Annotated in this window: 11 protein-coding genes; 6 read left to right on the forward strand and 5 right to left on the reverse strand. The window is 66.8% G+C overall.

The window, feature by feature from the left end:
• Positions 1-185: 185 nt before the first annotated feature.
• The 3 genes from J7024_RS04425 to pal all read left to right on the forward strand — a co-directional run bounded on the left by J7024_RS04425 (position 186) and on the right by pal (position 3,094).
• Positions 186-1,439, forward strand: coding sequence for a porin (locus J7024_RS04425; protein ID WP_199568785.1), 1,254 nt, complete (start codon positions 186-188; stop codon positions 1,437-1,439).
• A gap of 232 nt (positions 1,440-1,671) precedes the next feature.
• Positions 1,672-2,298, forward strand: a complete 627-nt coding sequence (petA, locus tag J7024_RS04430; RefSeq protein ID WP_124829780.1) for a ubiquinol-cytochrome c reductase iron-sulfur subunit — start codon at positions 1,672-1,674, stop codon at positions 2,296-2,298.
• Between the two features lie 304 nt (positions 2,299-2,602).
• Positions 2,603-3,094 (forward strand): peptidoglycan-associated lipoprotein Pal, encoded by a 492-nt coding sequence (gene pal / locus J7024_RS04435; protein WP_124829781.1) that lies wholly within the window; start codon positions 2,603-2,605, stop codon positions 3,092-3,094.
• A 321-nt stretch (positions 3,095-3,415) separates the two neighbouring features.
• Here pal and J7024_RS04440 read toward each other — a convergent pair whose 3' ends face one another.
• From J7024_RS04440 to J7024_RS04455, 4 genes are all read right to left on the reverse strand, one after another.
• Positions 3,416-3,928: a hypothetical protein gene (locus tag J7024_RS04440; protein WP_124829782.1), complete on the reverse strand. Its 513-nt coding sequence runs from the start codon at positions 3,926-3,928 to the stop codon at positions 3,416-3,418.
• A gap of 437 nt (positions 3,929-4,365) precedes the next feature.
• Positions 4,366-5,625 (reverse strand): cytochrome c, encoded by a 1,260-nt coding sequence (locus J7024_RS04445; protein ID WP_124829783.1) that lies wholly within the window; start codon positions 5,623-5,625, stop codon positions 4,366-4,368.
• Positions 5,622-6,308 carry a (2Fe-2S)-binding protein gene (locus J7024_RS04450; RefSeq protein ID WP_175750500.1) on the reverse strand — a complete coding sequence of 229 codons (687 nt, stop codon included), beginning with the start codon at positions 6,306-6,308 and terminating at the stop codon, positions 5,622-5,624. The genes J7024_RS04445 and J7024_RS04450 overlap by 4 nt, the downstream gene beginning before the upstream one ends.
• A complete protein-coding gene (locus tag J7024_RS04455; protein ID WP_234744819.1) occupies positions 6,305-9,181 on the reverse strand; it encodes a xanthine dehydrogenase family protein molybdopterin-binding subunit in 2,877 nt (958 codons plus the stop codon). Before J7024_RS04455 ends, J7024_RS04450 begins: the two co-directional genes overlap by 4 nt.
• 513 nt (positions 9,182-9,694) lie before the next feature.
• On the opposite strand from J7024_RS04455, the gene J7024_RS04460 reads away from it, so the two are divergent.
• The 3 genes from J7024_RS04460 to J7024_RS04470 all read left to right on the forward strand — a co-directional run bounded on the left by J7024_RS04460 (position 9,695) and on the right by J7024_RS04470 (position 13,059).
• On the forward strand, positions 9,695-11,245 hold the full coding sequence (locus tag J7024_RS04460) for a sensor domain-containing diguanylate cyclase (RefSeq protein ID WP_124829786.1): 1,551 nt from the start codon (positions 9,695-9,697) through the stop codon (positions 11,243-11,245).
• 260 nt (positions 11,246-11,505) lie between these two features.
• Positions 11,506-11,793, forward strand: a complete 288-nt coding sequence (locus J7024_RS04465; protein ID WP_124829787.1) for a hypothetical protein — start codon at positions 11,506-11,508, stop codon at positions 11,791-11,793.
• A gap of 231 nt (positions 11,794-12,024) precedes the next feature.
• Positions 12,025-13,059, forward strand: coding sequence for a succinylglutamate desuccinylase/aspartoacylase family protein (locus J7024_RS04470; RefSeq protein ID WP_124829788.1), 1,035 nt, complete (start codon positions 12,025-12,027; stop codon positions 13,057-13,059).
• Between the two features lie 192 nt (positions 13,060-13,251).
• Here the strand turns inward: J7024_RS04470 and J7024_RS04475 are convergent, their stop codons facing one another.
• The gene (locus tag J7024_RS04475; RefSeq protein WP_124829789.1) at positions 13,252-15,630 is read right to left on the reverse strand and encodes a plasma-membrane proton-efflux P-type ATPase; all 2,379 of its coding nucleotides are present in this window, start codon (positions 15,628-15,630) and stop codon (positions 13,252-13,254) included.
• Positions 15,631-15,727: the final 97 nt, after the last annotated feature.

The raw sequence follows: 15,727 nt of genomic DNA on the forward strand, positions 1-15,727 counted from the left end.
AAGCGCACGCCGTGCCTGCGCCGCTGCGACGCGCGCCGATTCCGCGCGATTTTGCACAGGACCTTTCCTGTGCGGCGCCTTAATCGCCCGTCGCACGATCTCCAATAATGGCTGCTCGATCCGCCGGCCGAGCGCGCCGACGCGCCCCATCGGCGATCGACGCCAGACCAACGATAAAAAATCCTATGCATTCCTACAAAACTAACCGACCCGCCAACACCGCCGCGACGCACTCCGCCCGCCGCGGCCGGCTCGCATCGGGCAAGACCGCGGGGACGGTCATTGCCGCCTGCATCGCCCCGTTCATGCCCGGCATCGCACAGGCACAAAGCAGCGTCACGCTGTACGGCCTGCTCGACACGTCGATCACCTATGCGACCAACCAGCGCACGCAAGGCGCCGGTTCGCCCGGCAGCGGCAGCGTCGCGATGACGAGCGGCGCATTGAACGCATCGCGCTGGGGTGTGCGCGGCCGCGAGGATCTCGGTGGCGGCACGGCCGCGGTCTTCGCGCTCGAAAGCGGTTTCTCGGGGACGACCGGCAAGCTGTCGCAGAAAGGCGTCGACCTGTTCGGTCGTCAGGCGTGGATCGGCGTCAGCTCGCGCACGGCCGGCACGCTGACGTTCGGCCGCCAGTACGACGAGATCCTCGAGTTCGTGACGCCGCTCGGCGCGGCGGGACCCGGCTGGGGCGGCAATCTCGCGGTGCACCCGTACGACAATGACGACTCGAACCGCAACCTGCGCATTAACAACGCGGTGAAGTACACGAGTCCGACCTATCGCGGGCTGACGTTCGGCGCGATGTTCGGGTTCTCGAACAAGGCCGGCGAGTTTTCGAACAACGCCGTCTGGAGTGCCGGGCTCGGCTATGCCAACGGGCCGGTGAAGTTCGGCGCCGGCTACCTGAAGATCAGCCGCGATCGCAACGCGCCGAACCCGGACGGCGCGCTCAGCACGGTCGACGGGTCGGCGACGATCACGGGCGGCAACCAGCAGATCTGGTCGGTTGCCGGACGCTACGTGTTCGGCCTGCACTCGGTTGGCGCCGCCTGGTCGCGCTCGACGACCGACGGCGTGACCGGCGTGCTGCAGGGCGCCGGCATCACACCGCTGAAGGGCGAATCGCTCGTCTTCGACAACTTCACGGTCGACGGCCGCTTCGTCGTCACGCCGGCGTTCAGCCTGGCCGCCGCGTACACGTACACGATGGGGCGTTTCGACAGCCGCACGGGCCAGACGCGTCCGAAATGGAACCATGTCGTCGCGCAGGCCGACTACGCATTCTCGAAACGCACGGATGCGTATCTGGAAGGCGTCTATCAAAGCGTGAGCGGCGGCAACGGCAATCCGGCGTTCAACGCGACCGTCTGGACGATGACGCCTTCCGCCAACAGCAACCAGCTCGTCGTCGCGCTGGGGTTGCGCCACAAGTTCTGAAGGCTGCGTCGCTTCGCGCGCGGGCCCGCGTTTTAAGCCTCGCTTAATCGTCGCTGCCTACGCTGAAAGAGCCGCGCGCAGGCGCGGCCGTTTCGCTGCGATGCGCGTTCGCCCCCCGCGCGAAACCGGCAAGCCGGCGTGACACGCCCGCGATGCGGGCGCGGCGGCGCATGCTTGCCGCGCGCCGCGCGCACCCCGTGCGCGGCGCCTTTCGACGATGGCGGAGCCTGTCATGAACACGCCTTCCCTGCCGCTTGAACCCATCGACACGCACCGGCGCACGTTGCTCATCGCGACGACCGTCACCGGCGGTATCGGCTGCATCGCGACCGCGATTCCGTTCGTCGATTCGCTGTCGCCGCCGGCAAGCGCACTGGCGGCCGGCGCGCCGGTCACCGTCGATATCGGCGGGCTCGCCGAAGGCGCGATGATGACGGTCGGCTGGCGCGGCAAACCGGTCTTCATCGTCAACCGGACGGCGGCGATGCTCGACGCCGTTACGAAAGCCACGCCGATGGTCGCGGATCCGGACTCGCTGCATCCGTTCTCGATGCCGTTGCCCGACTACTGCCGCAACCCGTTCCGCGCGCGGGCCGACCGCCGCAATCTGCTGGTGGTCGTCGGCGTCTGCACGCATCTGGGCTGCACGCCGATTCCGCGCTTCCAGCCGGGCGCGCAGCCGAACCTGCCCGACGACTGGCCCGGCGGGTTCCTGTGCCCGTGTCACGGTTCGACCTACGATCTCGCGGGACGCGTGTTCCGCGACAAGCCCGCACCGCAGAACCTCGACGTACCGCGTTATCTGTTCACGTCGCACACCGGACTCGTGATCGGCCGGGACGAACACGGCGACGCGTAACCCGTCACGAGCCCGAGCGCGCATTCCGTGCCGCTCGCGCGAGCAAGAACGCGTCCTGCGCTTCCCTGCCCCGAATAAACGGAGAAACTAGTCACGCTGTGACATTTTTCCTAAGCTAATTGCAGCGGCGCCATATTCCGGTGTTCCGGCCACGACAATCTTTCATATGGCGCATCGCCGGCTTACGAAAACACTCGCATCGCTGACGGAAAGCCGGCACTTTCGCGCCAGTCGCGACCGGATACGTGACGTGGCCGTTTGCACGCACGACGCTTTCCACGCAGTCAACCGCAGGAGACACACAATGAGCAAAATGAACCGATTTGCGGTCGTGGCAACCTTCGCGCTGCTGGCGGGTTGCCACCATGCGGCGAAAACGCCCGAGAACGCGGGAATGACGCCGCCGCCCTCGAGCCAGGCAGTGGCCACGGTCACGGCCGACGATCTCGACAATCCGAACAGCCCGCTCGCGAAGCGCAGCGTCTATTTCGATTTCGACAGCTACTCGGTGAAGCCGGAATACGAATCGCTGCTGCAGGCACACGCGAACTACCTGCGCAGTCATCCGGCGCGCCATGTGCTGATCCAGGGCAACACCGACGAACGCGGTACGTCCGAATACAACCTCGCGCTTGGCGAACGCCGTTCGCAAGCCGTGATGAGCGCGCTCGAAACGCTGGGCGTGCCGGGCTCGCAGCTGGAGGCCGTCAGCCTCGGCAAGGAAAAGCCGGTCGCGCTCGGTCACGACGAAGCATCGTGGGCGCAGAACCGCCGCGCCGATCTCGTCTATCGTTGATCGGATGCCGCCGCAACGGCGGCATCGTCTTCACGCATTACCCGCAGTGCAGCGACATCGCCGGGGCGAACCGCCCGCCCCGGCCGTCTGCCGCTGCGCGATCCGGATGCCTGCGGGATCGGTGCGGAACACGGCGGGAAGTGCCGCGGCCGGCGGCGAGATGCGACGATAGATCCAGAACGGAGGTGTCGCGCGGGCTTGTGCATTGCGGGGCGTCGGTCGCCGCAAGTCGGGTAGGACGGGCTGCGATCCGCTGGAGACGGGTCATCTCGTGACAGGACTATCGACCCGCGCCGCGCCGACTGCAAACGATGCGGATCGCTATGCGGGGCCGTCGCGCGCCGGCTCGCCGTTATCCGCCCGCTTCGCGCGTTCGAGCCGCCGATGCAGCCAGTGCGACATTACCGCCGACGTGACGAACGAATCGAGTATGGCGACGCCGTCGATGCCGCCGATCTCGTCCATGCCCAGCAGGAAGGCCTTCAGCAGCGCATAGCCGGTCATCGCGCTCGCGCCGACGATCACCCCGAGCAGCAAGAACCCGCGTCGCCGGATGCGCGTGCCGATCGCCCCCATGATGCCGCCCGCAACGATCGCCGGCAGGACATAGCCGAACAGGAACGACGCGACGAAGATCAGCGGCACCATGCCTGCGCAAAGCTTCAGCGTGTCCCATTGCGGGCCGTTGATCACGGACCACGCAACCAGCATCACGAGCGGCCATACGAGCGCGGCCACCAGCGGAGCACCGACGGCGAACGACACGCAGCCGAACACGACAGGCGCGGATAGACGTGACGATTTGCGCGGCGGGCGCTCGAGCGTGGCACTCATGGTTTCTGTCGTCGGAATCGGAATGGCGGCGTGCCGGAGTGTACCAAGCCGGCGCAGCACGCATCCGATCCGGCCCCGCGCGACGATAGGCAAAAAGCATGGAATAAACCGCCCGCCCGGATCGTCATCGCGCGGTCGCACGGCTCGAGCGAATCCGCTCGCCATGCGGCGCGTGCACTGCACGGAGATTGAAATGAAATCGGCGAGATTGGCCGCGGTGGCGATTGCGGCGCTGACGCTGCTGCGGTCGGCGGGATGTACATCGCCGGACTGCGGCACTTCGCGGGGTCCGGCATGAGCCGGTACGGCGGCGGCAGTTCGAGCGGCGGAGGCGGCGGCTACCGAAACGCCACCGGACAATCGCAGACGGAGCGCCCCGCGCAGGCACGGCCGGAAACCGGCCGCATCGCGCGCGACGCCCCGCCCTTCGTGACGGCTTAACGCATGGCCTTCACGTCCGCCGGCGTGACGCTGGCGGGCTGGCCGCCCCACGTCGCGCGCAGGTAATTCGCGAGCTGCGCGAGTTCGTCGTCGCTTAGCGTGTGCGCGAAACCCGGCATCGGCTGCAGGTTTTCAAGACCGGCGAACTTCTGCTCGTCGATGCCGTCGAGCATCGCGACCAGCAGGTTGCGCGAGTCGGCCTGACGCAGCGTCGAATTGCCGTTCATCGGCACCGCGACGTGCGGCTTGCCTTCGCCGTTGAAGCCGTGGCAGCCCGCGCACACCGCGAGATACACCGAGCGGCCGGCCGCGAGCTGCTGCGCGTCGGCCGACACCGGCTTCACCGGCTGCGGCGCCGGTGGCGTATCGCCGAGCAGGTACACGGACAGCGCACGCAAGTCGCCCTGCGTCATGTATTGCGTGCTCAGGTGCACGACCGGATACATTTCGCCGAACGCCGAGCCTTGCGGCGCGATGCCGACGCCGAAGAACGTCTGCAGGTCGGTGCCCGTCCAGCCGCGCGCGGCGAGGCCGGCCGGCGTGATGTCGGGCGCGGCCACGCGGCCGAGCGCGGCGCCCGCGAACGGTTTCGCGCCGTCGAGCTGGCCGGTGAACGCGCGCGGCGTGTGGCATTCCGCGCAGTGGCCGAGCGCACCCGCGAGATAGCGGCCGCGCTGCCAGTCGGCGGATTGCCCGCTCGACGCGTCGGGCAGGCTGTCTTTCAGGAACACCATGTCCCAGAACACCATGCCGAAGCGCAGGTTGTACGGGAACTTCAGATCGTGCTTGCGGTTTTCCTGCGCAACCGGCTTCACCGTCTGCAGGTACGCGTACATCGCGTCGGTATCGGCGCGCGTGAGCTGCCGGTACGACGTGTACGGCATCGACGGATACAGCCGCTTGCCCGGCGCCTTGCCGTCGTGCAGCGCGGCGTAGAACTCGTCCGCGCTCCAGTTGCCGATTCCATGATCCTTGTCAGGCGTGATGTTCGAGCCGTAGAACGTGCCGAACGGCGATTCGAGCGGTGCGCCGCCGGCGAACGGCGCGCCGTCCCTGGCGGTGTGGCACGCCGCGCAGTCGGCGGCTTTCACGAGATAGCGGCCTCGCGCGACCTGGTCGGCGCCCGGCGCGCCGGACGCCGCGCTCGATACCGGCGCGTCATGGCCGCCGCAGGCGGCGAGCAGCAGCGCGCAGGCGGCCGCGATCGCGGGCAAGCCCGCGGCCCGTGCGACACGATGGGCGAATGTGCGTTTCATGCGGCGTCCTTCACGAGTCCCGGCGTCGTCAAAATCACGTCCTTCACGGCTTCGTAATAGCGGACGTAACCCGTGCAGCGGCAGATGTGCGCGTTCAGCGCATCGGTAATCGTGTACTCGACATCGGCCTTCGCGATCGGCTCGCGCTTCAGACGCTCGATCAGCACGGTCGCCGCGTTGACGAAGCCCGGCGTGCAGTAGCCGCACTGGAAGCTGAAATGCTCGAGGAACTTCTGCTGGATCGGCGACAGCTCGACCACTTCACCGGCGTCGTTGCGCTTCGCGTGGCCTTCGATCGTGCGGATCGAGCGGCCGTGGAAGAAGTGCGCGCCGGTGATGCAGGTGCGCATTTCCTCGCTGGTGCCGTCCGGCTTGTCGACGATCACGACGCACGCGTGACAGATGCCCTGCCCGCAGCCGAGCCGCGAACCGGTGAGGCCTGCGTATTCGTGCAGGAACTCGATCATCATCAGCCCCTCGGGCACCTGCATCGGTCCGACGGACTTGCCGTTGATGTTCACCGACAGCGGCTTCTGCTGGAACCGGACGAGCGGGCGCTCGACAGGTGCCGGCGCGGCAGCGGGTGCGGATGCCGGGGCGGCCGAAGCCGCGTTCGGCGCGGAAGCGCCGGTCGCAGCCGCGCTGGCGCTCGCGGCCGACGCGACGGTTTGGGCGGTCGTCATGCGAGCACCTCCTGGATCTTTTGCGGGGTCACCGGCAAATCGGTGAAACGATGGCCGATCGCGTGCGCGATGCCGTTCACGATCGCGCCGACGACGGGAATCATCACCACTTCGGCGACGCCCTTCGGCGGATCGGTCTCGGACAGCGGCGGCAGGATGTCGCCCGTCTGCGACCACACTGCGACGTCGGTCGCGCGCGGCAGCTGGTAACGGTTGAAGTTCCACGTGCCGTTGCCGGGGCCGTCTTCGTAAAGCGGCAGGTACTCGTGCAGCGCATGGCCGATGCCCATCGCGAGGCCGCCCTGCAACTGGCCCGACACGAGTTGCGGCGAGATCTGGTTGCCGCACTCCATGATCGAGTGATGCGTGAGCAGTTCGACCTTGCCGGTCGATTCGTGCACGGCCAGCTCGACGAGCGTGCCGACCGCCGTGTAGTACGTGACGGCCGCGTTGTTGCGGCTCGTCGGCGGAATGAACACGCGCTTGCGGTCCAGCACGCGGTAGCCGTTCGCGGTAGGCGCGAGCGTGCCGTGCATCGCGGTCGCGCCGGCCGGCGCGGCGGTGCCCGGAATCGGGCCGTCGTCGCCCGTCTTCGGCGCGCCGACGCGCAGCGACAGCGCGTCGATCGGCAGACGATCGACCGCGCCGCCCACTTCGAACTCGGCGTCGGTCCACTGCCAGCGGTTGAATACGTGCACGACGGCGCCCGTCGGCAGGCCGAGCGCATGCGCCTGCTTCGCGAGCTGCTCGAACGTCAGCGGCTCCAGGCCGTCGGCGGTCAGCTTGCCGTCGACCCAGCGCGCGTCCTCGAAGCGGATCGTGTACGGCGCCGCCTGGCCGCCGCCGAGGCCGCGCGTCCAGATCGACATCGCAGCCGGCCACAGCCCGTAGCGGAACACGGCGCGCGCGGCTTCGCGCGTGCTGTGCGTGAAGTAGTACGCGGAGTTCGTCGCGCTCGACGGCGACGCATAGCCCGGCGACCAGCGCGGATTCGCGCTCAGGCGATCCTGGTCGGCCTGCGACATCAGGTACGGATCGCCGCTCGTCTCGACCGGCAGGTCCGGCCACTCGGTCACGGCGACGCGCACTTCCGTCGCAGGGCGGCCGAGCCATTTCGCGACCGCGACGGCCTGCGACGTCGACATCCCGGTGCCGATTTCGGCGGCCGTGTGATGCAACGACACCTTGCCGTTCTCGTCGAATTCGACCTTCGCGAACGACGCTTCCGCACCCGTGCCGAAGTCCTTCTGCACGCACGCGAAACCGACGCCGTAGCGCTTGCCGGGGTTCGATGCCTCGAACTCGGTCTTGCGCTCGACTCGGTGCGTCCACAACGGATGCTGCTTCGCGCGCTCCAGCACTTCCGCGACGCGCAGCGCGCCGGCGGGAATCGCCCCCTGGGTGTTCTTCATCCCCGAGCGCAGCGCGTTGCGCAGCCGGAAATCGATCGGGTCGAGGTTCAGTTGCGCGGCGATTTCGTCGACCGCCATTTCGGTCGCCGCCATGCTCTGCAGCGTGCCGTAGCCGCGTGCCGAGCCGGCGTCGATCGCGCGCGACGCGATCGCGACCGATGCGAGGTCGCTCTTCGGGAAGTAGTAGATCGATTGCGCAGCCGTCGCGCCTACCATCGCCACCGACGGCGAGAAATTGCTCCGGCCGCCGCCGTTCGCCTCGAAGTCGCCCTTGAACGACTGCAGCAGGCCCGTGTTGCGATCGACCGCGATCCGGTAATGCATCTTGAACGCGTGACGCTTCAGCGACGTCTGGAACTGCTCGTAGCGGTCGTTCGCGAAACGCACCGGGCGGCCGTCCGCGTATAGCGCGCAGACGAGGCCGTAGAACGGCACGTTGCAGTGATCCTTCGAGCCGTAGCCGACCGTGTAGCACGGATGCACGAACAGCTTCTTCACGGGGAAGCGGCATTTCGCGACCATCGCGGCCGCGTTCTCCGCCACTTCGAGCGGCGACTGGGTCGGCACGACGAGGTGCATCGACTGCGTCGCGGCGTCGTACCAGCAGTTCGCGTTGTCGGGTTCGAGCGCGGCCGTATCGACCGACTGCGTGTTGTACTCGCGGTCGAACACGAGCCAGTCGGGCGACGGATGATCGAGTTCGGCGGCGATCTGCCCGGCGAGGAACATTCCCTGCTCGTCGAGCTTGCCGTGCTCCTTGCCGTCCGGCCAGACCGGCAGATGCTTGCGCATCATGCTCGGGAAGATCGGCGCGTCCTTCAGGCTCGAATAGACGTCGTCGTCATAGGCCGTCTTGCCGCCGACCCGCGCGTAGCGGAAGGTGCCCCACGGGTCGCGCTCGAGCGGGCCCGTAACCGCGCCGTAGCGGATCACGTCGTCGCGGAACTTGAGCGCGTTCTTCGCGAAACGGAAGCGCGCGAAGTCGTGGTAGATGAGGATCGCGACCGCATGGCCGAGATACGCAGGCGTCTTGCCGGCGGGCAACAGCATGTCGTCGCCGTAGAACGTCGGGAACGCGACGCCGTCGCGCGCGAGATCGTCGGCCGTGACCACGCGGTCCGGCTTGAGCTCGTCGCCGAGCAGCGACAGGTCGAAGCCTTCGTACGTGCGGTCCGCCTGCGTGACGCGCAGGATCAGCGCATGCGACTGCTGCTGCGGCCAGTGCGGCATGTCGGCGGCGCGCACGTCGCGGGCGAACACTTTCGAGCCCGTAACCTTCGCGATGCCGTCGATGCGGAATTGAGGGACGCCGGTGACGCTATCCCATTTGACGGGGGTGAGGAGTTTTTCTTCGAAGAGCGCCGCGAATGCGCGGCTGCCGATGGGCGCGACGTAGACCGCGACGCCCGCCAGCACGCTGGCTTTCAGAAAACCCCGCCGTGACAGGCCGTGGTTTTTCATTGGGGGAACCTCCTGATGCGGCTCGGACGGCGATCGGGTGTCGCGACGTTCGGAGCGGCGCGCATTCTGGCATTGTTTTAGATATATCGCCTATAGTATTTCTCACATGAAATACTTATTGAATTTCTTATAACGGGATTCGGACAGGGCTCCGGCATCCGGTCGCGGAGCGAAATTCGTGTGCGATTGCGTCGTGCCGGACGGGGCGCCCCGATCGCGGCGGGTCGTCGCGGACCATCGGCGCTCACGCGCGACGCACGGACAAGTCGGTCTGCGGCCGGCTACCCGATATCGTCCCGTTGGCAACGATCCTGCCCCCGCGCCGGCGAATGCGCAAGCCTCCCGCGGGCGTGGTTTACGACTACTCGCCCAGGCTTGTGCAGGCACGCGCGGCCCCTCCGCGCAACCCATGTTTCATGATAATGTCGTGCGCATCCGGGGCGCCGGCCATCCCGCCACGTACAGTGCGGGGCCGCCGGCCATGAATCGACGTCGTGTCGAGGTCAAAAAGCTATGGCAGTCAGGGCACGCATCCTGAACTCCGTTCTCGCCACTCCTCCCTGCGGCAACCACCGCGTGACGGCCGCGCTGCGCCCGTCGATGCTAGTCACGCTGTTCGAAGACGTTCGACCGATGGCGCTGTCCGGCCTCGCGAGCGCATTCGTCGCGGCCATCGCACTGATCCGTCTGCATCAACTCTGGTGTCTCGTGTGGCTCGTCGTCGACGTCGGCCTGCTCGCCGCGCGGCTCGCGATCGCACGCGCGTACGCGGTGCGCCGCGACGCCGGCGACGATCGCGCCGAGTACTGGGCGCGGCGCTATGCGCCCGTGTCGCTCGCCGCATGCTTCGTGCTCGGTCTCGGCGTGATGGGGTGCATAGAGGCGTCCGACGTCGAGCTTGGCACGCTGTCGGTGATGGTCGCCGGCGGCGTGTTCGGCGGAATCGCGTCGCGCAATTCGGCACTGCCGCGGCTCGCGATGACGCAGGTGACGCTCGGCGTGGTGCCGCTCGGCATCGGTGCGCTGCAGGTCACGCGGCCCGGCGCGTGGCTGTTGCTGCCGCCGCTGGTGATCTATCTCGCGGCAATGCGTACGGTCGTCCAGCGCCATTACCGCGTGCTCGTTGCGCTGATCGCGGCACGTCAGCGCAACGCCGAGCTCGTCGCCCGCTTCGACGCCGCGCTCACCTATATGCCGCACGGCCTGTGCATGATCGACGGCGAGCGCCGCGTGATCGTCGCCAACCGGCGCACCGCGCAGCTGTTCGGCTCGCCGCGCGAGATCATGCTCGACATGCCGCTGCCCGACGTCGTCGCGGCGCTCGGCACGAACGCAGTGACCGATCCGCGCGATGCCGGCCTCGCCGCGCAGTGCGCGGTCTGGCTGGAGCGCGACGAACCCGCGCCGTTCGACATCGCGCTGGCCGACGGCCGCCAGCTCGAACTGACGCGCCATCGCGTGCCCGACGGAAACGCGGTGATCATCGTCGAGGACGTCACCACGCGCCGCGAAACCGAGCAGCACATCCGGCATCTCGCGCGGCACGATGCGCTGACGGGGCTGCCGAACCGCCACGAGCTGCACACCGAACTCAAACGGATGCTCGCGCATCGGCCACGCGTGCCGGGCCCGGCGCTCGCCGTCATGTATCTCGACCTCGACGGCTTCAAGGCGATCAACGACCGCTTCGGCCACCACGCCGGCGACGACGTGCTCACGCAGGTCGCCGAGCGGCTCGGCAAGACGTTGCCGCCGGGCGACATCGCGGCGCGCGTCGGCGGTGACGAATTCATCGTCGCGCTCGGCGATACGACGACATACGCGTGTTCGCTGCTCGCCGCGCGGATCATCCGGCAGATCTCGGCGCCGTATGCGCTGTCGGTCGGCGAGACGGTGAGCCTCGGGATCAGCATCGGCATCGCACTCGACGACGGGCACGAATCCCCCGACGAACTGATCCGGCAAGCCGACAGTGCGCTGTACGACGCGAAGTCCGCCGGCAAGGGAATCTACCGGTTCTATTCGGCCGGCAGCCGGCGCGTCGCGCCCGCCGCTGCGAACTGAGCGCGTTCGTCCGCGCCGCCGCATCGCCGGCACTTTCCTCAATTCAATTCCGAAACGCTTTGCGCCATGCGCGGCTTGACCCGTGTGCGCACATGTTTCGCCGCGGCAGTCCGTGTCACGTGACGTGTTCCGTAACATCGTCGCGCGCCGCGCATCACGTTCGCCGCAGAAGCCGGCACGATCGACGCGGCGGACGATATTTCATGACTGGCACTTTTATTGCTCCTTGTCCTTGAAACAGGATGTCAGGGAGCCCGCACATGAATACCGTCGAAGTCCTCAGCCGCACCGAGCGCATCGATCGACAGGAAGTGATCGACGGCGCATCGTTGATCCGCCGGCTCGTTTCCTCGCGCCGCCCGGCCGCCGCCCGCGAGACCGTTCGCGAAGCCGCATGCGTCGACAACCCGCCGCTGACGCTATACGGTGCGTTCCGTCAGGGCATCGCCGATTACGCGGCACGTCGCGCGAATCCATATCGCGGCGGCAGCCGTTTCTGGGTGCTGTGGGAGGAAGGCCGTCTCGAAGCTGAAACGTCGGGCCGCTGAAGCGGTGACATGCGTCGGACCCGCGCCGGCAACGGACTGACGCGAACCGGGGCGCGCCCCGGCTGCAGCACGCGCCGGCAGGCATCTCAGCGTTGCAACATCGCACGTGAGCGCCCGTGCAGCACGCCGCGCGTTCATACGCGGGCCGGCCGGCATCCAGTGCGCGCCAAGCGCCGCGCGGCGGTCTTTTCCCGATAAGATGGTGGATTACGTTCTTCGAACGCCGCCGCCATGACCGCTTCCTCCTCCCTCCGAAATCCCATCCACTGCGAAATCGACCTCGATGCCCAGGGCAAGCATGCGGGCTACCTGCGGCTGCCGCACTCCGTGCATCGCTCCGCCTACGGCTGGCTGCCGATTCCGATCGCATCGATCCGCAACGGCGATGGCCCCGTCGCGCTCGTGATGGCCGGCAATCACGGCGACGAATACGAAGGCCAGATCATCGTGTCGCAGCTGATGCGCGAGATCGACCCGGAGATGGTCAGCGGGCAACTGATCCTGCTGCCGATGGCCAACTTCCCCGCGGCCGACGCGGGCCTGCGTGTGTCGCCGCTCGACGAGGGCAACCTGAACCGCAGCTTCCCCGGCGACCCGACCGGCACGCCGACGCAGATGATCGCGCACTACATCGAGCATGCGCTGCTGTCGCGCGCGCAGTATCTGGTCGACCTGCATTCCGGCGGCAGCTCGCTGCTGTACCAGGGCGGCAACATGCTCGCGATCGATCCGCTCGATGACGACGAGGCAGCGAAGCTCAACGGGCTGCTCGGCGCCTTCGGGCTGCCGAATGCGCTGCTGCATGCGCCGAATCCGGTGCATTCGGCGTCGGCTGCGCGTCGGCAAGGCGCGATCTCGATCGTGACCGAACTGGGCGGCGCAGGCATGGCCGACCCGTCGCTGATCCGGCTCGGCCGCCACGGGCTGCTGCACTACCTCGGTTATATCGGCCTGCTGCACGGCGCGCTCGTGCCCGACGCGCCGCCGACCGTCACGCGCTTCCTGCGCGTCGACGGCGATCGTCACTTCGTCTATGCGTACGAACGCGGGCTGTATGAACCGCTCGTCGAACTCGGCGACCAGGTGAAGGCCGGGCAGCCGGCTGCGTGGGTGCACTTCCCCGATACGCCGCTGCGTGAACCGGTGCTGCATCGCTTCAAGGGCGACGGCGAAGTGGTGTGCAAACGCGTGCCCGCGCAGGTGCGGCGCGGGGATTGTCTGTTTCAGCTGGCGGAGGCGTCGACACCGGCAAGGGTCATCGGGTAACGAGTCCGATCCGATTCGTTCGGGAAATCATGAACATGGAATGCCCCGCCGGTGGCGGTGCCGGACCGATTCGCGGCACGCGCGAGATTTCGTACACTTTTACCGGTCATTTGGTGACAACGATCATCGAGTCTTTGAGTCGAGAGCCCGGCGACGTGCGTCGGCGCCATGTCTATGACGTGCGAGCGCCATTTACGCGCCGCTGAGCATGAAGCGCCGAAACACGACACTCTTGATTCGGTCGAGAAGAATAGCGAACAGGGCGACGGCGCAGATCAGGGCTCCGACGAGCGTCAGCGGGACAGCTGCCATCAACGTTCCAGTCACGGCCATCAAACTCACCAGGACGACGTCGATGGCGCTGGCCCACGCCATGAGAATCCCCGGGGCGAACGCCCACATTCGCCCGTCGTTGCGGAGTACGTAGATATTGGCCTGCGTGGTGAATACCAGCAGCAGGAACACCATCGTCTGCATCTGTTCGGCACTCAGCCCAAGCAGTGTGCGTGCCCCGCCATACAGCGAAAGCGTGAACGCAAGCGAAACTGCTGCGAGCACGGCCGCGGCGCCGACAAGCTGCCCGACTCGCCATTGTTGCGGCTGGACCGCCGGTCGAACGCGGTCGGCTGCGATGCTCATCGTAACGAAGTCGTTAGCGAACAGCAGCAGCACGATCAGCCGCGGTGAGATCACAAAACCTTTCGTGAGCCAGAGACCGAGTGTAAGAAAAACGACAATCTCAAGTGTCTTGACAATTTTGTTGAGAATATACGTGAGCATGCGCCGGTGCACTTCTCGCCCCGTACCGACCACAGTCAGGACACCGCTCAGGCCTGGATCGGTCAGGACAACGCCCGCTGCGGCCTTGGCCACATCGGTAGCACTGGCTACGGCGATCCCGAGTTCCGCCTGTCGCAGCGCGGGCGCATCATTGACGCCGTCGCCCGTCATCCCCGTCACGTGTCCGGCCCGCTGCAGAGCGCTGACGATGGCGTGCTTCTCTTCGGGCAGCACGCGAGCGAAGATGTCGCATTTTTCTGGTTGTTGCAGGTCGTCTTCGCGCGGAACGCAGATACGTGTGCCCAACCCAAGTCTTTGTCCGATTGCCCGCGCTGTCTCCAGCGCGTCTCCGGTGGCCATGCAGACTCTCACGCCAAGCTGGCCGAGTTTTACGATGAGTTCGGCAGCGTCGTCCCGAGGCGGATCGGAGAGACCGACCAGGCCGAGAGGTCGGATCGCGCCCACCGGACCCGCGGCAACCGCGATCACGCGCGCGCCTCCAGCGGCCAACTCCCTTCCCGTGTCTTGCGCGGCCTGACGCTGCGCCGCGTCGGCACCGCAATGTTCGAATACTGCGCTGGTCGCGCCTTTCAGGGCATGCCACTCTTGTCCATCGACGACATAGATACCTTCGCTGAATCGTGTTGTCGGATCGAAGGGCAGAAAATTCGCGCGCGCGGGGAGAAGCGCGGCCTGCGCGTTTCTGCGATAAGCAGAAAGGATCGCAAGGTCGAGCGAGTCTTGCGATGCATCGTCGCAGGCCATCGCTGCAGCGCGCAGGACGGTGCCCTCGTCGACATCCGCCAATGCCTTGACCCCGGCGACAGACAGCGTGTTCTGCGTCAATGTACCGGTCTTGTCGGACAGAAGTGTGTCCATTGCCGCAGCTTCCTCTACCGCAGGCAGCCTTGTAACGAGAACCCCCTGTTTTGAAAGGCGTGTGCTCGCGATCGCCGTGGCCAGAGTGTAGGTCGCCGGTAAGGCGACCGGAACCGACGCGACGAGCAGCAACAACGCGAACACCACGGTATCGCCCAACGGCAGACCATGCGTCGCGGCGTAAAGGATGACCAGTACCACGAGCACGAGGTCGAATGCGACGAGGCGCTTGACGATCGAGAAAATCGTGCGCTGCATATGGCCGGGCGCGCTGGATGTGCGCACGAGCTCCGCAGTCCGGCCGAAGTAAGTTCGCGAGCCGGTGGCAATCACTTCGCCGCTGGCTTCGCCCTGATGCACGATCGACCCGGTGTACGCGGACTGTCCAGGACCCGCATCGACGGCGAGAGACTCGCCGGTCAGCGCCGACTGATCCAGCGTCACGGCTCCATCGAACAAAACCAGATCAGCCGGGACGATGTCGCCCGCTCGCACGTGCACCACATCTCCGGGAACCAGTTGCGCCGCGGAAAGACGGCTCCAATGCGAGTCGCGCAGCACGCGCGCGTTGACCTGCAATTGCCGTCGCAGCAAAGTCAGCGCGTCCTGCGCGCGACGCTCCTGCATGAAGGCGACAAGGCCGTTGAAAGCGAGCAGAAACAGGATGACCAGCGCCTCCTGGACACGATGAAGCATCACCTGTAGCACGATCACCGCTTCGAGCATCCAGGGCACAGGCCCCCAGAGCTTGCCGAGAAGCTGGCGCCATCGCGGCGTGCGAATCTCTTCGACAGCATTGACGCCGAATGATTGCAGGCGACGTTGCGCCTCGGCCAACGCAAGTCCTGCCGCGCGGTCGGTGGTCGGCAGTGCTTCTACGGCGTCAGCGGGCGGTTCAACAGCGATTGTCATTGTGAGGCATAGTCCGCGACAGTCGAGGTGTGCGCTGTCTGCGTCGGGCGCGACATGTGCCGAGCCCCCAAGCATATCGCGACGCCAAGCATAACGA

Origin of the sequence: Burkholderia sp. WTPI3, from assembly GCF_021483755.1 — a bacterium.
Classification (GTDB): Bacteria; Pseudomonadota; Gammaproteobacteria; order Burkholderiales; family Burkholderiaceae; genus Burkholderia.